The sequence below is a fragment of the Dryocola sharpae genome (assembly GCF_051307055.1).
Taxonomy (GTDB): Bacteria; Pseudomonadota; Gammaproteobacteria; order Enterobacterales; family Enterobacteriaceae; genus Dryocola.
In genome coordinates this window covers 1,935,556-1,958,527 of record NZ_CP149994.1, presented here as the reverse complement: position 1 = coordinate 1,958,527, position 22,972 = coordinate 1,935,556, and the positions used below count along the sequence as shown (strand labels likewise).

The following is a 22,972-nucleotide window of genomic DNA, read 5'->3' as shown; positions in this document are numbered from 1 at the left end:
CTTTAAGCGGCTGCATCTGGCACGACGGGTATCATCACGGCCACCACCACCACTCTCACCATCGCTAAAAGCAGATTAGCCCCGGCATGCCGGGGCTTAATTTTATGCGCTGCGCAACGCTTTAACTTTCGAATAACCATATTCAAAAATGAGATCGGTGGCGCACATAAAGACGATGACATCGCCCGATGCGCATTCCGTTAACGAGCTGTTTAATTCCGCATCAAAATCTCTGCTCAGCTGCGGCATCAGCATCTGCATATCGCCCGGATAATCGTCGTCTTCGTCTGCCGGCATATGTTCAATTTGTGAACCACGGACGACGTAAATCAATACGTTTTTATCGTTGAACGTGACGGGCGCGCGCAGATGCTTACCGACGGGATGCTTTGCCATAGAGTTACCTTAATTACGTTGGCGCGAGAAATCGCGAAATCCCGCAAAATATACCTGCCAAAACGCCGCGGGTCATCCCAAAACGGGCCTTCTTCCCGGCAGAAGTAGGCCGTCGACGGTTTAGTATTTTGCCACCGTAGCTTTTGCCCCGTACTTACGCAGCGACAGCCAGGCTTCGGTAACCTGTTTAACAAACTGCTCGTTAGCGGGCAGATCCTCACCAAAGATAGTTTTCAGCCCTAGCAGCGCCTGCACGCGGGCTTCCCCTTCCTGGCTTGCGGCCACCGCCTGCTGAATTGCCGGCAGCAGCGGATCGCTGATTTCAATTTTTTCGCCCTGCTCATCAACGCCGCCAACGTAACGCATCCATCCGGCTACGCCTAACGCCAGCAGGTCGAAACGGCTGCCGTGAGCAAGATGCCAGCGAATGGAGTCCAGCCAGCGCTGCGGAAGCTTCTGGCTGCCGTCCATCGCAATCTGCCAGGTACGATGGCGCAGCGCCGGGTTGGAGTAGCGTTCTATCAGCGAATCAGCATATTTGCCTAAATCCACTCCCTGCACTTTCAGCGTAGGCGCCTGCTCCTGCATCATTAAAGCGTATGCGGCGAGGCAATAGTTTTCGTCATACATGCAGTCGGAAATATGCTGGTAACCCGCGAGATAGCCAAGGTACGCCAGGAATGAGTGGCTGCCGTTGAGCATGCGCAGCTTCATCTCTTCATAAGGCAGAACGTCTGTCACCAACTCGGCGCCGGCCTTTTCCCATGCCGGGCGGCCAGCAACGAAATTATCTTCGATAACCCACTGGCGGAAAGGCTCACAGGCGACGGCGGCCGGGTCGGCAACGCCGGTTGCCTGTGCCACCTGGGCAAGCGTTTCAGGCGTCACAGCCGGAACAATGCGATCGACCATTGTCGACGGGAACGTCACGTTGGCTTTGATCCACGCGCCTAATTCCGGGTCGAGCGCATCTGCATAAGCGGTCACGACGTTGCGGGTGACGTGGCCGTTCTCAGGCATATTATCGCAGGACATTACGCTGAAGGCCGGCAAACCCGCGGCTTTACGGCGAGCCAGCGCCTCAACAATTACGCCCGGCGCGGACTGCGGCTGATGAGGATTGGCCAGATCGTGCACGATGAACGGATGGTCCAGTAAAATCGTTCCCGTTGTCGGAGCGTGGCAGTAGCCCTTTTCCGTCACGGTGAGCGAGACAATCGCCACTTCCGGTTGGGTCATCGCGCTAAGGACGGCTTCCAGGCCGTCGACCTGCGCATGCAGTGCATTCTTCACTACGCCCACCACGCGACACTGCCAGGCATCGGCAGACATTTCCGCCACGCTGTAAAGATTATCCTGCTGCCTGAGATCGGCAATCTGCTGCTCGCCGCCAATCAGGTTCACTTCACAATAGCCCCAGTCGCTGCCGTGTTGCTGGGCAAGAATATCGGTATAGACGGCCTGGTGGGCGCGATGAAACGCGCCAAAACCCAGATGAACAATGCGTGGCACAAGTTTGCTACGATCGTAGGTGGGTACAATGGCTTTTGCAGATAAGAGCTTGTTTTCCATTTTAAAACTCACAGTTAAAAAAACATCGGGACAACCACAGACTACCTGCTATGGTAGTCTGCATTTTGATTTAAATTAAACTTCGCTCATTTGGTATGACATAAATTAAAAAGATGTATGACAGCCCGCACCTGTTTTCATCAGACAGGTAATCCTTTGACCGCCCGCTGTGCTGTTGGCTTCTCGCCCGCGTCTTCCAGCACGCTGAGATCGCGGTCTTTCACCTCCGGCATGATGACGGCGGAAATCAGTCCGATGACGGAATAAGCCATCATCATCACCACGATAGGCCACCAGGCGCCGGTAACATTGACAAAAATCCCCGCCAGCACAGGTCCGAAGCCAACGGCGACCAGGCCGCCCGCCTCTTTAGAAATCGCTATGCGTGTAAAGCGATTACGGGAACCGAAGATTTCCGCCATGGTGATGTTCTCCAGCGCAAACAGCCCCAGCACCGCCACGTTATGGATAATGATGATTGAGGCCATGATGACGTTCACATCGTTACTTTTATCCATAATCATCGACAGCATCGGATAAGCGAGAACGATCGAGGAAATGCTGACGATAATATAAGGAATACGGCGTCCGATTTTGTCGGACAGCCAGCCCAGCAGCGGAATGGTAATAAAGCCAATCACGGAACTTATCATCAGCGCATCGGTTGGAATGTTTTTTTCAAACAGCAGGGTCTGCACCAGATAACCGGCCAGAAAGGTCTGGATTAAGCCTGAGTTGCCCGCCTGACCAAAGCGTAGCCCGGTCGCCAGCCAGAACGCCTTGCTGCTGAACATCGCCCCCAGGGAGTGCGCTTGATCCGCGGCCTGTTTCGCAGCTACGCTTGATTCCGCTTCGTCGTTAACCTTTTCAAATACCGGGCTTTCCTTCAGGTTCATTCGCAGCCAGATGGCAAAGATCATCACTACCGCGCTTGCCAGGAACGGCACGCGCCAGCCCCAGGCCAGCAGCTCTTCTTTAGAAAGGAAAAAGAACATCACGGCCCAGATGGCGGTTGCAGACAATGTGCCGCAGTTGGTGCCCATGGCAACCAGTGAAGAGATAATGCCGCGCTTGCCTTTCGGCGCATATTCCGCAAGCATGGTGCCCGCGCCCGAGATTTCGGCGCCCGCCCCTAATCCCTGAATAATGCGTAACAGCACCAGCAGTAACGGGGCAACTATGCCGATTTGCGCATAGGTCGGCAGCACGCCGATTAGCGTGGTGCATATCCCCATCATGGTAATAGTGATAAACAAGACTTTTTTACGGCCGATGGTGTCCCCCATGCGGCCAAAAATAAAGGCTCCCGCAATACGGGCGATATATCCCGCGCCATAGGTTCCCATCGCCAGAATCAGCGCCATCGCCGCCGACTGTTCCGGAAAAAATATCTCGTGAAAGACTAAAGCGGCACCCAGCGAGTAAAGTTGAAAATCCATAAATTCAAGCGCGGTGCCCAGCCAGCCGGAGACCGCCGCTTTAACTAAATCAGAGGTATTTCTTTCCGGCTGAGCCGCTTTGATTGTTGTAGTCATTTTTAATATCCCTGTAACTTGTCGTTGTGGATACAGCAAATCTTCGGGTACGGAGGCCGTTGCTCAGAACTTCAGGAGGACCTTGCAGCATCGCTTCTGGTCTTTCTCAAAGATCTCCATCGCTTCAGCCACCTCGGTATAAGCGAACTGGTGGGTAATTAATTTCTCTGGCGCTATTTTTTGCTCCGCCATCCAGCTAATAACCTGCGGGAAGCGTTCACTGTTTAAACGTGAGCTGTAAATGGTGAGCTCTTTGCTGGTAATGCTCTGCTGATTAATGACGCAAGGGTCAGATGAGAACCCCATGATCCCGATGCGCGCGGCTGGCGATGCAAGGCTGATAGCCTCCGGCAAAATGGACGGATGGCAGGCGGCATCGATGATTAACGTTGGCCGGATGCCTGAACGCTCCAGCTCGGCCTTCAGGTCGAGGTCCGCGTTATTAATAACGCGATCCGCACCGTTGGCCTGCGCCATCGCCAGGCGTTCATCAATACGATCGACGACGAGGATTTCTTTGACGCCGTAGACGCCGCGCAGAACCTGAATGGTGGTCAGCCCCATCGGGCCTGCGCCATAGATCAGCGCCGTATCCAGCGGGCCGGGGACGATCTGGTTGCAGATGTTGGCGGCAATGGTGAACGGCTCAATCATCGTGGCTTCGTTATCCGGAATGCTGTCGGGCACCACGTATGCGTTTTTGGCAGGCAGCGTGACGTATTCGCTGAAGCCGCCGTCGCGATGCACGCCAATCACCTGCAAGGCCGTACAAACATTAGGCCGCCCGACTGAGCAAGGATAACAATGACCGCAACTGACCACCGGGTCGCCGACAACTCGTTCACCAATGCGGGATGCGTCAACGCCTTCCCCTACCGCATCTATCTGGCCAAAGAACTCATGACCGATAACGCGTGGATATTTAGCGAACGGGTTGTGGCCGCGATAAATATGAACATCAGAGCCACAAATCCCGGCGCTTGCCACACGAATACGCACTTCGCCGGGCTGCGGTTCAATCTGGGGACGCTCTTCAATAACCAGCGTTCCCGGCTGCTGAATAGTGATACTTTTCATTAATCACTCCTTTTATAAAACGATTAAGATTTACCCTGCTGGTCTGAAAATCTGGCCCGAAAATTAATGCTTATGCCGCTGCTGATACTCTTTTTTCAGCCGCAATGGCGCGGTTTCCGGCATCATAAGCAGGCCGATAACGGAAATAATACCGAGCACAAGCACGTAGCCAGCCGGGCCGCCGATAATTCACGGCCATTTAAAGCAGCGTCGCCCGGGCCCGTCAGTCCCTGTCAGCGGTGATTTTCAGCGTGCAAAGTTATGTCCGGAGCGGGTAACAAATATCTCTGCCTTCACAATTTTCATTCTGCTTTCCTTACGACGGAGAAATTCAGCGTGCGACGATAAGTATGAAATTAGCCGTGACCTTACTACCATACAAGTATATTTAAATGATTTTGTCGGACTGAGTCACACTTTTTTTGCGAGTTTTGCACACGAAAGCAAAGGGAGAAGCGTTCAGAAAGGGAGGAAAAGCGTAGCCACGCCTTTGCCTCAGGAAGCGTGGCCGTAGGGTGGAAGCGGTCTGGCGCAGCGAGAAAATGGGCTATAGCGGATGCTGGCGATAAATGAAGCGCCCGCTAAGATGGGAGAGCATAGTGGTCGGTAAGCTAAACCACCATGCAGCATGCTTAAAACAATGCAGGCAGCATTTATTAAGGCCAGCTGTAACCTGTCGACTTCGTAGAGCGTCGGCGACAGAAAGCCGTTTTCTACGGTTTATGCCGTAACATGCCTGACCAGCCCACCATTCAAGATTGATTAAGGCGTTGTACGCGCCTTAATCACATTTTTTATTAGATTATTTTACAAACGAGCAGCACAAGCGCAGGGAAAACTCAGCCGGGCATTACGCCCGCCCCCATCCGGCTACGATAATCAGCATGCCGCAGAACGCGACGGCGGCGCCAAGCCAGTCGTAGCCGCTCAGCTTAACGCCGTCCACAATGCGCAGCCAAAGCAGTGCGGTAACCACATATACCCCGCCGTAAGCCGCGTAGACACGGCCGCTGGCGGCAGGATGTAGCGTTAAAAGCCAGACGAACATCGCCAGCGAACCTGCCGCCGGTAATAACAGTAACGGCGAACCGCTACGTTTCAGCCAAAGCCAGGGCAGGAAACAGCCGATTATTTCCGCAAGGGCGGTCGCAAAAAACAGCAAGGTTGTTTTGATCATATTGAAGGATATCTGGGATAATAGGGACTAAAAGGCGCGCCCGATGGGCGCGTCTGGTTTACGATGGTAATATTAAAGTGCAGTCACGCCTTACCCTAAAAGGAAACAGCAATGAACACAATCCTTCGCAAACGTCTTACGCAGGCTCTTTTGCCTTTGACGCTGCTGCTGAGCGCGTTCGTTTTAACCCAACCGGCTCATGCTGAAACAAACAAGCTGATTATCGAGTCCGGCGACAATGCGCAAACTCGTCAGAATGCCGCGATGGAAAAAGAGCAATGGAATGACACGCGCTCTCTGCGGCAGAAAGTTAATAAACGCGTAGAAAAAGAGTGGGATAAGGACGATGCGGCTTTCGACGCCCGCGATAACTGCCAGCAAAGCGCCAACCTTAACGCTTACTGGGAGCCAAACACCCTACGCTGCCTGGACCGTCGTACCGGCCGCGTGGTTGCGCCCTGATATCCGCAGTAGTCCAGAAGGCTTCTTCAGCAGAAGCCTTTTTATCCCGAAAGGATTTCGCATGAGTAACGCATCCAACATAAAACTTCGCCCGCTTGAGCGTGAAGATCTCCGTTTCGTTCATCAACTTGATAACAACGCCAGCGTCATGCGCTACTGGTTTGAAGAGCCTTACGAGGCGTTCGTCGAGCTCTCGGATCTGTATGATAAACACATACACGATCAGAGCGAACGCCGCTTTGTGGTGGAGTGTGACGGCGACAGGGCCGGGCTGGTGGAACTGGTAGAGATTAATCACGTTCACCGACGCGCCGAGTTTCAGATAATCATCTCCCCGGATTACCAGGGAAAAGGCCTGGCCTCACGCGCCGCAAAGCTCGCGATGGATTACGGCTTTTCCGTGCTGAATCTCTACAAACTGTATCTGATCGTTGATAAAGAGAACGCCAAAGCCATCCATATCTATAAGAAGCTGGGCTTTATGGTGGAAGGCGAGTTAATTCATGAATTCTTTATTAACGGCGAGTACCGCAACACGATCCGCATGTGTATTTTCCAGCAGCAGTATCTGGATACGCACAGAACGCCGGGCACTATTCTGCAGCCGACGGCGCAGTAGAACGAAGCAGTTGCAGGAGGATAGCCCCCCTGCAAATTCCATCAGTAATAATCGATGGTGTTTTTGATGACAAAATGCGTAACGGTCGACGGCGTGACGCTGTCGTCCGTTACGTTTAGCGTGCAGGAGACCGGATTAAAATGCGAGTCGTAATCACATTTTTGGGCGATCTTCGAAACCGGCTTACCGTTTAAGACGCTGACCGCCGTGTAATCGAGCTTTTTCTTTTTGTCGGCGCCGGTTTTCGTGGTCACCGCAAGCGTCGACCCTTTCGCCGTGGTGGTCTGGTCCGTCGGATAGCCTTCTGCATCGTAATGGTAATCCACCGTCACCTCTTTACCGCGAGCCTTCACCACAAAGCCGTTATCATCGGTATCGTAAGTTACCGCAGCGGCAGGCAGCTCCGCTAACTGGCATTTTCCCTGCAGCTTGACCCGCTTTTCACGGCTTGCCGCATCCAGATAATAATTGGCGTCGAGGATCAGCGTCGCGCCCGTGTCGGCCTCAATATCGTGAAACTCAAGCGTATCAAAACACCCTTCCGCCGACACGGCGCCCGCAACGCGTTTCACCACTTCGCCCTTCTCATTCATCAGCGTCTGGCTGAAATCCTTCACCGGGCCGCGCAGCGGATCGAAATTAAACTCGTTGGAGAAGCTTGCCATTTCCGGCGTGTAAGCCTGCGGCGTCTGTTGGTTATCACAGCCGGCAAGAAACGCCACCAGCGCGCTAAGGATAATGATTTTCTTCACGTTAGTTCTGTTCCCGTCTGCAAATGTTCTGACATGATATAAGCAAATACAGCTATTTACACCAGAAGTACTATTCTTAGTAAACATCCTCAACATAAGGAAGAGACGATGAAACGATCTGTCCAGGTAGCCGCGCTTCTGCTGATGGCCTCAGCGCCAGGGCTGGCGGCGCAGACCTCTTGCGATAAGGTTAAGGCCGACATTGAGCAAAAGATCGTCAACAATGGCGTGCCCGAGTCGGGTTTTACGCTGACCATTGTGCCAAACGATCAGGCTGACAAACCAGATGCGCAGGTTGTAGGACATTGCGGTAACGACACGCAGAAAATTCTTTATAGCCGCACCAGCAGCGGAAATGTAGCGGCTGGCGGCGCCGCGCAAGACGCTCCGCAAAACGAGCAGCAGCAGTAACCTTCAGGGCGCCCTGCGCGCCCTGTCGCCTGGCAATATTTCCCTTCGCTTATCGCTCCATTATTGATGTGCATTAATAATTCATACCCCCAAATAAGTACAATCCTGTCCGGAAGGTATTATTTGTCTGGTAATGAATTAGAGGATGCGTATCCCTTCACCGCAGGTAAAAGCCCAACATAAAACCCAACAATGGCGTTCCCGTCAGGGGAAATAAGTCATGGAGTGAGCTATGTCGAACCTTAATACCCCAAACGGGATCAGCCGCCGATCCTTAGTAAAATCTACCGCCCTGGGAAGTCTTGCCCTGGCCGCCGGCGGAATTTCGCTGCCCTTTGGCCTGAAAGCCGCCGCTGTTGCCGTCAGCGACGCGCTGGAACCCTCCGCCGATAAAGTCGTCTGGGGAGCGTGTTCCGTCAACTGCGGCAGCCGCTGCGCCCTGCGTCTTCACGTGCGCGATAACGAAGTCTACTGGGTCGAAACCGATAATACCGGTCACGATATCTATGGCGAGCATCAGGTGCGTGCCTGCCTGCGTGGACGGTCCATTCGCCGCCGTATCAATCATCCTGAACGCCTGAACTATCCGATGAAGCGCGTGGGTCCGCGCGGCGAAGGTAAATTCGAGCGCATTTCATGGGATGAAGCGCTTGATACCATCGCCAGTAGCCTTAAAAGCACCGTTGAAAAATATGGCAACGAAGCCGTATACATTAATTACACCTCCGGAATTGTGGGCGGCAACATAACTCGCTCCTCGCCGTATGCTTCCTTAGTCGCTCGTCTGATGAACTGCTACGGCGGTTTCCTCAGCCATTACGGCACCTACAGCACCGCGCAAATCGCCTGCGCGATGCCGTACACCTACGGCAGCAACGAAGGCAACAGCACGTCCGATATTGAAAACAGTAAACTTGTCGTGCTGTTCGGCAACAACCCGGCCGAGACCCGCATGAGCGGCGGCGGGATAACTTACTATCTGGAACAGGCGCGCGAACGTTCCAACGCCCGCATGATCGTTATCGATCCTCGCTATACCGATACTGCCGCGGGCCGCGAAGATGAGTGGATCCCTATTCGTCCCGGCACAGACGCCGCGCTGGTCGCCGGCATCGCCCATGTATTGATCAGCGAAAATCTGGTCGACCAGCCGTTCCTGGATAAATATTGCGTCGGCTACGATGAGAAAACCCTGCCGGAAGGCGCGCCTGCCAACGGGCATTACAAAGCCTATATTCTTGGTCAGGGCGATGACGGCGTGGCAAAAACGCCGCAGTGGGCTTCTGCTGTCACAGGTATTCCGGCCGATCGCATTATCAAACTGGCTCGTGAAATCGGCAGCGCTAAGCCGGCCTGTATTGCTCAGGGCTGGGGGCCGCAGCGCCAGGCTAACGGCGAGCTGACCTCCCGCGCCATTGCCATGCTGCCGATTCTGACCGGCAACGTTGGCATCAACGGCGGCAACAGCGGCGCGCGCGAATCCACTTATACCATCACCATCGAGCGTATGCCGGTGCTGGAGAATCCGGTTAAAACCCAAATCTCCTGCTTTAGCTGGACCGACGCCATTGCGCGCGGACCGTCCATGACCGCCAAAAGAGACGGCGTGCGCGGTAAAGAGAAGCTGGACGTGCCGATTAAGTTCATCTGGAACTATGCGGGCAACACCATCACCAATCAGCATTCCGATATCAACAAAACCCACGATATCCTGCAGGATGACGGCAAGTGCGAGATGATTGTCGTCATTGAGAACTTCATGACCTCCTCGGCGAAGTATGCCGATATCCTGCTGCCGGACCTGATGACCGTTGAGCAGGAGGACATTATCCCCAACGATTACGCCGGGAATATGGGCTATCTGATCTTTATCCAGCCCGCCACCGAACCGAAGTTCGAGCGCAGGCCGATCTACTGGATCACCAGCGAAGTAGCGCGCCGTCTGGGTCAGGACGTTTATCAGAAATTTACCGAGGGCCGCACGCAGGAAGAGTGGCTCAAATACCTGTATGCCAAAATGCTCGCCAAAGATCCCGCGCTGCCCTCTTATGAAGCGCTGCGCGCTATGGGCATCTACAAGCGTAAAGATCCGAACGGGCACTTTGTGGCCTATAAGGCGTTCCGTGAAGACCCTGAGAATAATCCCCTCAAAACCCCTTCCGGCAAGATTGAAATCTACTCCGCAAAACTGGCTGAGATTGCCGCAACCTGGGAGCTGGAAAAAGACGAAACCATCAGCCCGCTGCCTGTTTACGCCTCCACCTTCGAAGGGTGGGACGCGCCGGAACGCGATACCTGGCCGCTGCAAATGTTTGGTTTCCACTTCAAAGCCCGTACCCACTCCAGCTACGGCAACATCGACGTGCTCAAGGCCGCCTGCCGCCAGGAAGTGTGGATCAACCCCATTGACGCGCAAAAACGCGGTATCGCCAACGGCGATCTGGTCAGCGTGCTTAACGGGCGCGGCGAAATACGCGTGGCGGCAAAAGTCACCCCGCGCATCATGCCGGGCGTTGCGGCTATGGGCCAGGGCGCCTGGCATGACGCCAATATGGCAGGCGACCGTATCGATCATGGCTCCTGCATGAACACGCTCACCACGCAGCGCCCTTCGCCACTGGCAAAAGGCAATCCACAACACACCAATCTGGTCGAAATCAAAAAGGCGTAAGGGGTAGCTGATGACCACGCAATATGGATTTTATATTGATTCGGCCCGCTGCACAGGCTGCAAAACCTGCGAGCTGGCCTGCAAGGATTACAAAAATTTAGGCCCGGACGTCAGCTTCCGCCGCATTTATGAGTACGCGGGCGGCGACTGGACGGAAGACAACGGCGTATACCAGCAGAACGTCTTCGCCTACTACCTGTCGGTTGCCTGCAACCACTGCGAAGACCCGGCCTGCACCAAAGTCTGTCCGAGCGGCGCGATGCACAAGCGCGAAGACGGCTTTGTGGTGGTTAACGAAGATATCTGCATCGGCTGCCGCTACTGCCATATGGCCTGTCCGTACGGCGCGCCGCAGTACAACGCGGAAAAAGGCCACATGACCAAGTGCGACGGCTGCTATGACCGCGTCGCCGACGGCAAAAAGCCGGTTTGCGTGGAGTCCTGTCCTCTGCGCGCGCTGGATATGGCGCCGGTTGACGAGCTGCGCAAAAAGTACGGCACGCAGGCCGCCATCGCCCCGCTGCCGTCCGCGCATTTCACCCGGCCTAATATCGTCATTAAACCTAACGCCAACAGCCGCCCCTGCGGGGATAAAACCGGCTACCTGGCCAACCCGAAGGAGGTGTGAGATGGGTAACGGATGGCATGAATGGCCGCTGGTGATTTTTACCGTGCTCGGCCAGTGCGTGGCGGGCGGCGTAATCGTTACGGGCCTGGCCTGGCTGTCGGCGGGCAACAACAGCGAACTGCAAAATAAAATCGTGCGGGCGATGTTCTTTCTGTGGGTGCTGATGGGCGTGGCGTTTCTCGCTTCGGTCATGCACCTCGGCTCGCCGCTGCGCGCCTTTAACTCCCTCAACCGCATCGGGCACTCTTCCCTGAGCAACGAAATCGCCAGCGGCTCGCTGTTCTTTGCGGTGGGCGGATTCTGGTGGCTGGTAGCCATACTGAAGAAAATGCCTGCCGCGCTCGGTAAAATCTGGCTGCTGCTGACGATGGTATGCGGGCTGATTTTTGTCTGGGCCATGACGCGCGTATATCAGATTGATACCGTCCCGACCTGGTATAACGGCTATACAACGCCGGGCTTTTTCCTGACCGTTGTGCTTGGCGGCCCGCTGCTGGGAGCGCTTTTACTACGCGTAGCCGGCTTTCCGCTCAAAAGCGCTAAGCTTGCTGCCCTTAGCGTGCTGGCGCTGCTTGTCGCGATAAGCCTGACGATCCTGCAGGCGTATAGCCTGGCGGGCATCTACAGCTCCGTTCAGCAGGCTACCGCCCTGCTGCCGGATTATGCTTCTCTGCAGGTCTGGCGTATCGCGCTGCTGACGCTGGGGCTGGGCTGCTGGATTTGTCCGCTGGTTCGCCGCACGCCGCCTGAAACGCTCGGTTTGCTGGCGGGCTTCCTGCTGGTGGTGACCGGTGAATTGATCGGCCGCGGCATCTTCTACGGCCTGCATATGACCGTCGGCATGGCGGTTGCGGGTTAAAATAATAAATTGCGCGGGGAAACCCGCGCAGCTTTTGTCAGCGTTAAACAAGGCAGAAAAATGACATCTCATCATTCCCAAAGGCTGGCGACTATCGCCCTGACCGGTCGTGTTCTGGGCGTTCTCTACCGCCACGATCCGCAAAGCCAGGATGCTGCGCCGCTTTATGCCACCCTTGCGGATCCTTCCTGGGCTGAACAGTGGCCGCTGCAATCTTCTGAGCTGGCCGAAATAGCGCAGCGAATGGCCGCGGGTATTGAGCATGCCGGTGAGCCGCTTAGCGAAGCTTACCAGCGGTTGTTTATCGGGCCATACGCCTTGCCTGCTGCGCCCTGGGGTTCCGTTTATCTTGATAAAGAGAACGTGCTGTTTGGCGATTCCATGCTGGAACTGCGCCAGTGGATGCGTGAAAACGGCATCGCCCACCAGCTCGGGCAAAACGAGCCGGACGATCATATCGGCATATTATTAATGCTTGCCGCATGGCTTGCGGAACAAGGGCATCAGCAGCGCGTCGACGAACTGCTGGCCTGGCATCTTCTGCCCTGGGCCGGGCGCTTCCTTGAGTTGTTTAGCGAGAAATCCGCTCATCCATTCTATCAGGGGCTGAGCGACTTAACCCGTCTGACACTCGCCAGCTGGCGCGAAGCGTTGCTGGTTCCGGTCGCCAGCAAAAAGCTTTACTACTAAGAATCTGAGTAAGGGTGGTTAGCGCAGCCGCGCGTCCACCCGTTGATTTCTCCCGACCTGCGCCCCGCAAAAGTTACAACGTCACCATCCGTTAACATTTTTAAGACGATTCTTTACGATACGTATTCAAGCGAGGCGGCATAAGGCCAGCCAATCATTCAGCCCATCAATTGTTAGTCACATAATCATTATCCCGACTGGAATCCATCCCGCGACGTTGCTATAGCTTTTAACACCCTGCCGACACAAGGCATAACAACAGGCGACCTTTTGGTGGCTATAACGCGTGCAACAGGGAGACACACCGCAATGCAAAACGCATCCTTCGCAAAACGCACCCTTTGGGGGGCTCTGGCGCTGATTCTGGTGCTCGGGCTGCTGGTCTGGGGCATCGGGCTCGAAACCCTTAAGGCGCGTCAGGTCGATCTACTCTATCTCGGGCAACGGCATCTGATGCTGGTCTTCAGCTCTATGGCGCTGGCCCTGCTGGTCGGAATTCCGAGCGGCGTTTTGCTTAGCCGTCCCGCAGCCCGCCGCTGGGCTGAATACGTCATGCAGATCTTTAACGTCGGTAACACGCTGCCTCCTCTGGCGGTGCTGGCGCTGGCAATGGTGATTATCGGCATCGGCGACAAACCGGCAATTATCGCTCTGTTTCTGGCTTCTTTATTGCCTATTGTGCGTAATACCTACGCCGGGCTGTGCGGCGTTCCCGCCTCGCTTATTGAAGCGGCAAACGGTATTGGTATGACCAAATGGCAGCGTCTGCGCCAGGTGGAAATCCCCAACGCCTGGCCGGTTATCCTCTCGGGTATACGCATCGCCACGGCGATCAACGTTGGTACCGCGCCGCTGGCGTTCCTGATTGGAGCAAGCAGCTACGGCGAGCTTATCTTCCCTGGTATCTATCTCAATGATTTCCCAACGCTGATTCTGGGCGCGGCGGCGACCGCTCTTTTCGCTCTGATCCTTGATACGGCGTTAGCCGGGCTTGGTCGGGTTTTAAGCCCGCATATCGCGAAATAACAATAATAAGGAGCGATGTATGAAAACATTTAAACGTCTGCTGGCCGCCTTTGCCGTCACGACGCTGCTGGCGGGCGCGGCGCAGGCCGAGCCTATCGTGTTTGCCACCAAAGGTTTTACCGAGCAGCATATTCTCTCGGCGATGACCACGCAGTATCTGCGCAAAAAAGGCTTTCAGATAACGCCAAAAACTAACATTGCCGCGGTAATTTCCCGCAATGCGATGGTCAATAAACAAATCGATATGACCTGGGAGTACACCGGCACGTCGCTGATTATCTACAACCATATCAATAAACGTATGACGCCGCAGGAATCCTACGATACGGTCAAAAAGCTGGATGCGAAGCTGGGCCTGGTGTGGCTTAAGCCTGCGAATATGAACAATACCTATGCTTTTGCGATGCAGCGTAAGCGCGCAGAAAAAGAGAACATCAGCACCATGTCGGAGCTGGCGGCGAAAATTGAGCATATCCGCCAGACCGAGCCGAAGAAGAACTGGATGTTAGGTCTGGATCTGGAGTTTTCCGGGCGCAGCGACGGGATGAAACCCCTGCAGGAAGCCTACAACATGCCGCTGGATCGGCCGCAGATCCGCCAGATGGACCCGGGCCTTGTTTATAACGCGGTGCGCGATGGCTTTGTCGACGCGGGCCTGGTTTACACCACGGACGGACGAGTTAAAGGCTTTGATTTAAAAGTTCTTGAAGATGATAAAGGCTTCTTCCCCAGCTACGCAGTCACGCCTGTGGTACGCAAAGAAATCCTGGCCGCAAATCCTGGGCTTGAAGAGGCAATGAATACCCTCTCCGGCCTGCTGAATAACGACACGATCTCCACCCTGAACGCGAAGGTGGATATCGACCATGAATCCCCGCAGCAGGTCGCCCGCGAGTTCCTGCAGCAAAAAGGCTTGCTCTAAGGAGGCATCATGGACACGTTGCATTACATGATTGATAACGCCGGTTATCTCGGCAGTCTTACCCTTCAGCATCTCTGGCTGGTGCTGATGGCGGTTGGCCTGGCCATTATTATCGGCGTGCCGCTTGGCATTTTAATCGTTCGCCACAGGTGGCTGGCGACGCCGGTGCTGGGTATCGCCACCATTGTGCTGACTATTCCGTCCATCGCGCTGTTTGGCCTGATGATCCCGCTGTTTTCCATGGTGGGCCAGGGAATTGGCGTGCTGCCGGCCATCACGGCGGTATTCCTCTATTCCCTGCTGCCGATTGTGCGCAACACCTACACCGCGTTGGACAGTATCCCGCCGGGCCTGCGTGAAGCGGGACGCGGTATCGGCATGACGTTCTGGCAGCGGCTGCGCTGGGTGGAAATTCCGATGGCGCTGCCGGTGATTTTCGGCGGTATCCGCACGGCGGTAGTGATGAACATTGGCGTCATGGCTATCGCCGCCGTTATCGGCGCGGGCGGCCTGGGTCTGCTGCTGCTTAATGGCATCGGCGGCAGCGACATTCGCATGCTGATTGCCGGCGCCGTCATGATTTGTGTTTTAGCGATTGTACTGGACTGGCTGCTGCATCGCCTGCAGCTGGTGCTGACACCGAAGGGGATTCGATAATGATAAAACTGGAAAATCTCACCAAGCAGTTCGCACAGAAGAACGGACAGACTTTTAACGCGGTTGATAACGTCAGCCTGAACGTGCCCGAAGGCGAAATGTGCGTGCTGCTCGGCCCTTCCGGCTGCGGGAAAACCACCACGCTTAAGATGATCAACCGTCTGATTACCCCAAGCGGCGGCAACATCTTTATTAACGGTAAAAATACCAGCGAGCTGGATACCGTGACGCTGCGTCGCAACATCGGCTACGTTATCCAGCAGATCGGTCTGTTCCCGAACATGACGATTGAAGAGAACATTACGGTTGTGCCGCGCATGCTGGGCTGGGAGAAGGCCCGCTGCAAAGCGCGCGCCGCCGAGCTGATGAGCATGGTCGCGCTGGATCCGAGCAAATATATGAGCCGCTACCCGCGTGAACTCTCCGGCGGGCAGCAGCAGCGTATCGGCGTCATTCGCGCGCTGGCGGCCGATCCTCCGGTGCTGCTGATGGACGAACCTTTCGGCGCCGTTGACCCGATTAACCGTGAGGTTATCCAGAACGAGTTTCTGGAGATGCAGCGCCAGCTGAAGAAAACCGTGATGCTGGTCAGCCATGATATCGATGAGGCGCTGAAGCTGGGCGACCGTATCGCCGTCTTCCGCCAGGGCAAAATTATCCAGTGCGCAAGCCCTGACGAGCTGCTGGCGAAACCGGCCAATGAATTCGTCGGCTCGTTTGTCGGCCAGGATCGCACGCTGAAACGCCTGCTGCTGGTACAGGCTGGCGACGTGACGGATCAGCAGCCGACCATTACGGCGCGTGAATCCACCCCGCTGCCGGAGGCGTTCGCCACCATGGACGACAACGATATGCGCTCGATTACGGTAGTGGACAGCGAGGATAAGCCGCTGGGCTTTGTGAAACGCCGGGAAGCGCGCGGCGCGACGGGAGTCTGTGCAGATATGCTGCATCCGTTCCGTATCACCGGGCGCGCGGAGGAAAACCTGCGTATCGTGCTGTCAAAACTCTACGAGCACAACATGGTCTGGATGCCGATTACCGACGAGGAAGGACGCTACAGCGGTGAGATCTCGCAGGACTATATCGCCGACTATCTCAGCTCGGGCAAAACGCGCCGCGTGCTGAATATTCATCAGCCTTAAAAAACGAACCCATACCCGTGACGCGGGTATGGGTTTTGCTCTCTTAATCCCGCGCACCACCCGTAATCGCAGCAATTTCCTCCGGGCGTAAACGAATCTCCGCGGCGCGACGATGCGCCTGCATTCCTTCCGTGCGGCTCTGGCGGACGGCAGGCTCAGCGACGGCGGCAATACCGCAATCGTCAATCCACTGGTGGGTACAAATTTTCACATATGCCCCCACCCACAGGCCGCCGGTATAGCGCGCGGCGGCCATCGTCGGCAGCGTGTGGTTGGTTCCGCAGCATTTATCCGAGAACACCACGCTGGCATTCTGGCCGATAAACAGCGAGCCGTAATTGCGAATTTTACCGGCGGTGGCGTGCGGATCGCGGGTATGCACCTGCAGATGCTCCGTCGCCATATGGTCGGCCCAGGCGATAAGCTGCGCCTCGTCGCGGCAGACCACGATCTCCCCCTGACGACGCCAGGCTTCTCCGGCCGTTGCCGCCGTAGGAAGCGTTTCCAGCTGTCGTTCAATTTCCGCCAGCGTCTCATTAGCGATGCGCAGGCTGGTGGTCGCCATTCCGACGCGGGTGTGCACGTCATGCTCCGCCTGCGCCAGCAGGTCTGCGGCAAGCATCTGCGGGTTAGCGCTGTCGTCGGCAATTACGTAGATCTCGCTTGGCCCGGCAAGCGCGTCGATGCCCACCTTGCCAAACACCTGCCGCTTGGCTTCGTTAACGAAGGCGTTGCCCGGCCCGACGATTTTATCCACCACCGGCACAGTTTCGGTGCCCCATGCCATAGCGGCGATCGCCTGCGCGCCGCCCACTTTGAAGATGCGATGCGCTCCCGCAAGATGGCAAACCGCAATCATTGCCGGGTGCGCGCCAGGGGGCAGACAGGCGATTATTTCGTCGCATCCCGCCACCACGGCCGGCACGATGGACATCACCGGCGCGGACAAAATAGGATAGCGCCCGCCTGGCACGTAGCAGCCGACTTTTTGAATCGGAATAATACGGTGCCCAAGATGCACGCCCGGCAGCGTTTCCACCTCCAGCGGCTTCATCGTCGCCAGCTGCGCCTGGGCAAAACGCTTCACCTGGGCGATGGCGAATTCGCTGTCTTTACGGGTCTGCGGGTCAAGCTCGGCCAGCGCGGCGGCAATCTCCTTCTCAGAAACCTCAAAGTTTTCCGGCACGGTTTTGTCGAACTTTGCTGAAAAATCGCGCAGCGCGGCGTCGCCCTGCGCCTTCACCTGGTCAATAATAGCGCTGACCTTGTCCGTCAGCGCCAGATCCGCCTGCGTATCCTGGCCCTGCGGGCGTTTAATAAATTGTACGTCGCCTTCGTTAATCGCGGTCATGACCTACTCTCCCATTTGACCCAGTTTAATTTGCGCAAGCATTGCCAGATGATCGTAAACCACCCATTCGTCGACGATTTTGCCGTTCACGATGTGGTAATGAGACATCCCCATAACGAACAGGCGCTCGCCGGTAGGTTTACCCAGCTCGCCGTAACCAAGATGATGACCTTCCATAATCCAGCGCACCGCGACTTTAGTCCCGCCTTCTTCGCAAGGATTTGAACAGACGTGCTGCGGCATCCATGCGCCGTCCGGGATCATGCCGATCAGGGCCAGCGTCTGGTGGATAACCGCCGCCTGGCCATACAGCTCTTTCATTAACGGGCCGTGCCACTGCACGTTGGTCGCGTAAACGTCCTTAATTTTGCCCAGCATGCGGCGGTTGTAGATTTCGTGCAGCCAGCGCAGGCATTGTTCTTCAATATCGGTATGGGCGATGGAAACGTCGCATTCCATTTCCGGCGGATACTGGCCCACCATGCGGCGGTTTTCACCGATATCCGTCACGCGGAAGCCCTTATCAAACTGCTCTTTCGCCATGTTGTAAGCTACCGCGTCGGTATCAAGTCCGAGCTGCTTCATCATGGACATATTGTCGCTGACCACCCACTCGCGGTAGATTTTGTTTTCGTGGATCATGCAATCCGCCACGGTGCGGGTGACAAAAGTGCGGTTGGTGGGCTTACCAAGGTGGCTGTACTGGGTATGACGGCCGCTTCCTGTGACCAGATGCGAGGTATAAAAACCGTCCACGTCATTGCCGTTCCAGATAACTTGGGTCGCCATGCCGCGACGTTCAGGGAAAGCGATCAGACGCTGCAGGGTATCCTGCACAACCTGCTCGCGGTTATACATGGTGCCCAGCGCGTTATATAAAACACAGTTATGCGTGTAATGGGTATAAATTAATCCAACGTCACGCTCATCCCATATTTTATGCGTGCAGCGGACGATGTAATCGACAATATCGGTATAACAATCATCAAAGCCTCTTAATGACTGAACGCGTGGCCGTTTTTCAGGAACCAGATCGATAAAATCGCGGCGTTCCACCTGTAATACAGGATCGTCACGGGTAGATTTCACATTGGTTTTTTCAGCAATGACCGGCGCTTTATTTGTCGCTTCAGTTGAAGACATATAACCTCCTGCGTTCGATTGACGCACCGGGAATTTCCCGGCGCATATTATTTTGGGTTATAGATAACCCTCGCCTGTAAATGGCGATAATGCTTTTCTTTTATTCGGGCAACACAACCCTCTGATAAATTAATTATCATTACCAGAGGATTTATTTTCTGGAGGGAGCCCCTCCGTGATTAATTAAAAATCTGTGACCAGATAGCTAATTCATCAATACCAAGATATTCGCGAATAATTAAACCATCGCGTAATTCAAGCTGGCTAATGCCGGTAATGGAGACGGGACGGCGCGTTGGCGCGCCAAATTTGCCGTAACCGTCATGCCAGGTTAATAGCGACCAGCGTAACGAAAGCCGGACGGGCTCATTGGCGTCACGACGCACAATCAGGTGATGCAATTGCGTTTCGCAGTCGGCAAACGATGCCCGATAGCCTGACAGGAACGCGCCAATATCCTGCTCCCCCGTGCGCAGCACGTGCGCCGGCCCGTGCAAAGTGGCGGCCGGATGATAAAGCCCCGGCACCACGCCGCTGTTGCCGCCCGCCCACATTGAAAGATAGCGTTCCACCAGCCCTGCCAGCGGCCCGTCGACGTCGTCGCCTTCCGGCCCTCCGGCCCAGCGCGCGTCAAGCTCCTCCGCCGGGGTATTTTCCAGGCCGATTTCCTGACGGGCGTTTGCAAGCTGCTGCGCGAAATCACGCACGTTAAACCCGATTTGCGACACTATCGCCGCGCGATCCTGTAAAAGCCACTCCTGCCGTACCGCGCCGTCAGCGCATATGCGATCCGCCCAGGTGCGAACCCACACTGATTTACCGCTCGGCTTGCCGAAGAATCCTTCGCCCTGATGCTGTATACAGGCCAGCGTGCGCTGTGCTGCGTAATACTCGAATCCTGCCGTGTGGCTGCACAAAATATCTTCCGTCAGCACGGTGCGTTGGGGAAAGCTGTGCATGGCCTCAAGCGTAAGCCGCATAAACTGCGAAAGATCGTTAAGCTGCTTTTCAGGCGTGTGGAAAACAACCGGCGTGGCGTAAAAGTCCGCCAGTTGGCCAATGTCCTTTTGCTCCCACACCACGTGGGTCAGCGTCAGAATAAACTGCTGTATTGAATCAAACTGAGGGCTAAAGCCCGGCAACCTGGTCATTCAACCTCCTGCGGCTGGAACAGAGACAGTCCGTCTTTTTCGACCACGCCAGAACGCGGGCGCCTGGCCGAATGGCGCACCACCAGAACACCCGGAACCACCAGCTGTTCCGGCTCAATGCTTTCGCTTTCAATCTGTTTCATCAGTAAGGCGATGGTTGCGTTCACCATTTCGTCCACCGGCTGTGAAGCTGAGGTTAAAGCATAAGAAGGCCAGCCGGACGGGCCGGTATCGTCGTAACCAATCACCGACACATCTTCAGGGATGCGCAGCCCGAACTCATAGCGGGCGACGTCCATCACCGTCAGCGCCATATGGTCGTTTGCGGCAAAAATGGCGTCCGGCGGCTGCGGCGAGGAGAAGAGTTTGCTGGCCGCACGCGCGGTGATTTTCGCATCATAATCGCCCTGTACCACCCGGATGTCCTCAACGCCTCTTTGCTTAAGAAGATTCACAAAGCCGCTCTGCCGCGCCTGATTAACCGATGAGTCCGACAGCCCGGCGACATAGGCAAAGCTCCTGTGCTCGCCGGCCAGCAGGAATGCCGCTATCTGGCGGGCCGCCGCTTCGTTGTCGGTGTTCACGCTCGACGCCACGCCGTTTTCTTCGCTGCGGTTAAACAGCACCACCGGAATACCCGCCGCCAGACACTCTTCGGAAAGCTCAATGGATAACGACACCGAGGCCAGCACGATGCCGTCGACCCGGTACTGCATGATCTGGTCGAAAATCCTGTCGACGTTGCCGTCACGATCGCCGACAAACAGCAGCAGGTGATAGTTAAGCTCATCCAGCTTCTGCGCCAGCGCTTCGAGCACCTGCGGATAAAACTGGTTGTCGAAATAAGACATCACTACGCCGACAATTCGTGAACGCGCGGTGTTCAGCGAGCGGGCAATGGCGTTGGGGCGATAGCCGAGCTCACGCGCCGCCTTCAGCACTTTCTCACGCGTGGCGGGCGAAATGCTGGCCCCCGGCGTAAAGGTTCGCGATACAGCTGATTGTGACACTCCCGCGATTTGCGCCACCTGCTGTGACGTCACGGGTCCAAAAGTCTTACGTTTCATTGTCGCTATTCCTTATCAACATTCCCGTCATGACGCTTATGAAAAACAGTAGCTTGCCTCAGTTTAACGGACCGCGGGGGGAATACCAGTCTGGCCATTTTGCCCCGCCGCAGGAATGTCTGTTTTTTATACTTACACCATCTTTGCATGCGTATGCAACAGCCAAAATTATTTTTTTCACATTTACAAACTCACCCTTTACAAAATTGAAACCTTTTCGTAACTTCAACTTTTGAATACGTATGCATAGAAAACAAAACACACCGTCAGTTTTTACCGGTGACAGTGGGTTCAGACCTGAAAACAGAACCGGTTAATGCCGTACTTGATTGGTAATAACCCATTAATTTTAAGAGGTTCATCACCATGTTTCGTGCCCTTTTTCGTCGATCCGAAGTCAGACTCTTTTTTACTATCAGCGTGCTGTTTTTCATCTGCATTCACAGCATTGACGCCTTCCTCGCCCCGCTGCTGATTAGCGAAGGGATGCAGCCGGAGGTGGTGGGGATGATTATGGGCGCCAGCGGGCTTGCCACCCTGTTCGTGCGCTTTCCGATTGGCATACTTTCGGACGTGGTCAAGAGCCGGAAGATTTTTATCCAGTTCAGCCTGCTGCTGCCGCTGGTGACCTGGCCCATCGCCTATCTGCACCCGAACGCCACTACGCTCTACCTGGCCAAAGCCGCCGACGGGTTCACCGCCGCGACATGGGTGCTGTATAACATCTTGTTTATTCGCTACTTTGATCGAAAAGACGCCCCCGCCGCCGTTGCCCTGCTCGCGCTGGCCGGGCCGCTTGGGGTCTTTCTGGGCAACTGCATTGGCGGGACGCTGATCCACTTTTTCGACAAAAGTATCGGTTACTTCGTCTCAAGCGTTGCCGCGCTGCTGGCTCTTATTCTTACGACCCGTATTAAAGAGACGCACGATGCCGCCCAGGCGCCCTCTTTACGGGCCTGTATTGCCAGCGCAAAACGCCAGTTAAACGACGGTTCAGTCTGGTTTATCGGCCTGCTGGCGACCATCGTCATCCTCGTGCCTTTCGCCACACGCGATACCCTGACGCCTATTTACGCGCAGCAGCTTGGGGCTAAAGCGGGCATTCTTACCCTGCTGAGCAACCTGCATCTGATTTTCTACGCGCTGGCCATCGCGCTGTGCAGCTCGGTGTTCTATAAGCGGCTCGGGCTGGTCAATACGGCGATGATCGGTATTTTCCTTCAGCTGATATCCACCGTCGGCGTCCCTTTTACCAGCAACATGTACCTGATTTATCTGCTGCAGTCCGTTGGCGGCTTCTCGTTCGGCATGGCCTTCGCGGTGTTTATGTCCCTGAGCGTGGTCAACACCGTTGAAGACGAGCAGTCCACGCGCATGGGGCTATTTCAGACAATCTATTCCTGCGGCATGTTCGTAGGCCCGGTATTAATGGGTCTGATGCTGCAATATATTAATTTATCCTCGGGCTATTTATTGATTGGCGTGCTGACGTTTATCGCCATGTTGTTAACCCCGCTGGCCGCGCGCAGCGTTAACCAACGCCAGAATAAAATGACTTTATCTCACGCAGCGACAGGAAAAATGGCCGCCGCACAGAATTACGGCAACAAAGCATAACCACCCCGTCCTTAATTATTAACAGCGTGGCCTCCCGTTTATTC

22 protein-coding genes are annotated in these 22,972 nt (G+C 55.3%); 12 read left to right on the top strand and 10 right to left on the bottom strand.

Features of this window, described 5'->3' with window-relative positions; all coding sequences use genetic code 11:
• Positions 1-102: 102 nt before the first annotated feature.
• From WLO31_RS09450 to WLO31_RS09430, 5 genes are all read right to left on the bottom strand, one after another.
• Positions 103-396: a hypothetical protein gene (locus WLO31_RS09450; RefSeq protein ID WP_435930189.1), complete on the bottom strand. Its 294-nt coding sequence runs from the start codon at positions 394-396 to the stop codon at positions 103-105.
• Positions 397-516: 120 nt separating this feature from the next.
• Positions 517-1,968: a mannitol dehydrogenase family protein gene (locus WLO31_RS09445; protein WP_435930187.1), complete on the bottom strand. Its 1,452-nt coding sequence runs from the start codon at positions 1,966-1,968 to the stop codon at positions 517-519.
• 140 nt (positions 1,969-2,108) lie between these two features.
• Positions 2,109-3,491, bottom strand: coding sequence for an MFS transporter (locus WLO31_RS09440; protein ID WP_435930571.1), 1,383 nt, complete (start codon positions 3,489-3,491; stop codon positions 2,109-2,111).
• Positions 3,492-3,566: 75 nt separating this feature from the next.
• A complete protein-coding gene (locus tag WLO31_RS09435; RefSeq protein WP_435930186.1) occupies positions 3,567-4,580 on the bottom strand; it encodes a Zn-dependent oxidoreductase in 1,014 nt (337 codons plus the stop codon).
• 850 nt (positions 4,581-5,430) lie between these two features.
• On the bottom strand, positions 5,431-5,757 hold the full coding sequence (locus WLO31_RS09430) for a YnfA family protein (protein WP_435930185.1): 327 nt from the start codon (positions 5,755-5,757) through the stop codon (positions 5,431-5,433).
• Positions 5,758-5,868: 111 nt separating this feature from the next.
• On the opposite strand from WLO31_RS09430, the gene WLO31_RS09425 reads away from it, so the two are divergent.
• Together WLO31_RS09425 and speG are read left to right on the top strand one after the other, a co-directional pair.
• Positions 5,869-6,219, top strand: a complete 351-nt coding sequence (locus tag WLO31_RS09425; protein ID WP_435930184.1) for a DUF1283 family protein — start codon at positions 5,869-5,871, stop codon at positions 6,217-6,219.
• A gap of 61 nt (positions 6,220-6,280) precedes the next feature.
• On the top strand, positions 6,281-6,838 hold the full coding sequence (gene speG, locus WLO31_RS09420) for a spermidine N1-acetyltransferase (protein WP_435930182.1): 558 nt from the start codon (positions 6,281-6,283) through the stop codon (positions 6,836-6,838).
• A gap of 41 nt (positions 6,839-6,879) precedes the next feature.
• Here speG and WLO31_RS09415 read toward each other — a convergent pair whose 3' ends face one another.
• Positions 6,880-7,590 carry a YnfC family lipoprotein gene (locus WLO31_RS09415; RefSeq protein WP_435930181.1) on the bottom strand — a complete coding sequence of 237 codons (711 nt, stop codon included), beginning with the start codon at positions 7,588-7,590 and terminating at the stop codon, positions 6,880-6,882.
• A 108-nt stretch (positions 7,591-7,698) separates the two neighbouring features.
• On the opposite strand from WLO31_RS09415, the gene WLO31_RS09410 reads away from it, so the two are divergent.
• The 9 genes from WLO31_RS09410 to osmV all read left to right on the top strand — a co-directional run bounded on the left by WLO31_RS09410 (position 7,699) and on the right by osmV (position 16,599).
• Positions 7,699-8,001, top strand: coding sequence for a DUF1161 domain-containing protein (locus WLO31_RS09410; protein WP_435930180.1), 303 nt, complete (start codon positions 7,699-7,701; stop codon positions 7,999-8,001).
• 232 nt (positions 8,002-8,233) lie between these two features.
• Complete coding sequence (ynfE, locus tag WLO31_RS09405) at positions 8,234-10,672, top strand: selenate/tellurate reductase subunit YnfE (protein ID WP_435930179.1); 2,439 nt, start codon at positions 8,234-8,236, stop codon at positions 10,670-10,672.
• A gap of 10 nt (positions 10,673-10,682) precedes the next feature.
• Positions 10,683-11,300, top strand: coding sequence for a DMSO/selenate family reductase complex B subunit (locus WLO31_RS09400; RefSeq protein ID WP_435930178.1), 618 nt, complete (start codon positions 10,683-10,685; stop codon positions 11,298-11,300).
• A gap of 1 nt (position 11,301) precedes the next feature.
• Positions 11,302-12,159 (top strand): DmsC/YnfH family molybdoenzyme membrane anchor subunit, encoded by an 858-nt coding sequence (locus WLO31_RS09395; protein WP_435930177.1) that lies wholly within the window; start codon positions 11,302-11,304, stop codon positions 12,157-12,159.
• Positions 12,160-12,219: 60 nt separating this feature from the next.
• Entirely contained in the window at positions 12,220-12,849 is a 630-nt protein-coding gene (gene dmsD / locus WLO31_RS09390; protein ID WP_435930176.1) for a Tat proofreading chaperone DmsD, read from the top strand.
• 309 nt (positions 12,850-13,158) lie between these two features.
• On the top strand, positions 13,159-13,875 hold the full coding sequence (gene osmY, locus WLO31_RS09385; RefSeq protein ID WP_435930175.1) for an osmoprotectant ABC transporter permease OsmY: 717 nt from the start codon (positions 13,159-13,161) through the stop codon (positions 13,873-13,875).
• 19 nt (positions 13,876-13,894) lie between these two features.
• Positions 13,895-14,797: a glycine betaine ABC transporter substrate-binding protein gene (locus tag WLO31_RS09380; RefSeq protein ID WP_435930174.1), complete on the top strand. Its 903-nt coding sequence runs from the start codon at positions 13,895-13,897 to the stop codon at positions 14,795-14,797.
• 9 nt (positions 14,798-14,806) lie between these two features.
• The gene (gene osmW, locus WLO31_RS09375; RefSeq protein ID WP_435930173.1) at positions 14,807-15,454 is read left to right on the top strand and encodes an osmoprotectant ABC transporter permease OsmW; all 648 of its coding nucleotides are present in this window, start codon (positions 14,807-14,809) and stop codon (positions 15,452-15,454) included.
• On the top strand, positions 15,454-16,599 hold the full coding sequence (gene osmV / locus WLO31_RS09370; protein ID WP_435930172.1) for an osmoprotectant ABC transporter ATP-binding protein OsmV: 1,146 nt from the start codon (positions 15,454-15,456) through the stop codon (positions 16,597-16,599). The genes osmW and osmV overlap by 1 nt, the downstream gene beginning before the upstream one ends.
• Before the next feature lie 43 nt (positions 16,600-16,642).
• Here the strand turns inward: osmV and hisD are convergent, their stop codons facing one another.
• From hisD to WLO31_RS09350, 4 genes are all read right to left on the bottom strand, one after another.
• Positions 16,643-17,950: a histidinol dehydrogenase gene (gene hisD / locus WLO31_RS09365; protein WP_435930171.1), complete on the bottom strand. Its 1,308-nt coding sequence runs from the start codon at positions 17,948-17,950 to the stop codon at positions 16,643-16,645.
• A 3-nt stretch (positions 17,951-17,953) separates the two neighbouring features.
• Entirely contained in the window at positions 17,954-19,093 is a 1,140-nt protein-coding gene (locus WLO31_RS09360; RefSeq protein WP_435930170.1) for an ester cyclase, read from the bottom strand.
• Between the two features lie 179 nt (positions 19,094-19,272).
• Positions 19,273-20,244: a nuclear transport factor 2 family protein gene (locus WLO31_RS09355; RefSeq protein WP_435930169.1), complete on the bottom strand. Its 972-nt coding sequence runs from the start codon at positions 20,242-20,244 to the stop codon at positions 19,273-19,275.
• Positions 20,241-21,311 carry a LacI family DNA-binding transcriptional regulator gene (locus tag WLO31_RS09350; protein WP_435930168.1) on the bottom strand — a complete coding sequence of 357 codons (1,071 nt, stop codon included), beginning with the start codon at positions 21,309-21,311 and terminating at the stop codon, positions 20,241-20,243. Before WLO31_RS09350 ends, WLO31_RS09355 begins: the two co-directional genes overlap by 4 nt.
• Before the next feature lie 366 nt (positions 21,312-21,677).
• Between WLO31_RS09350 and WLO31_RS09345 the strand changes: the two genes are divergently transcribed.
• Positions 21,678-22,928: an MFS transporter gene (locus WLO31_RS09345; protein WP_435930167.1), complete on the top strand. Its 1,251-nt coding sequence runs from the start codon at positions 21,678-21,680 to the stop codon at positions 22,926-22,928.
• Positions 22,929-22,972: the final 44 nt, after the last annotated feature.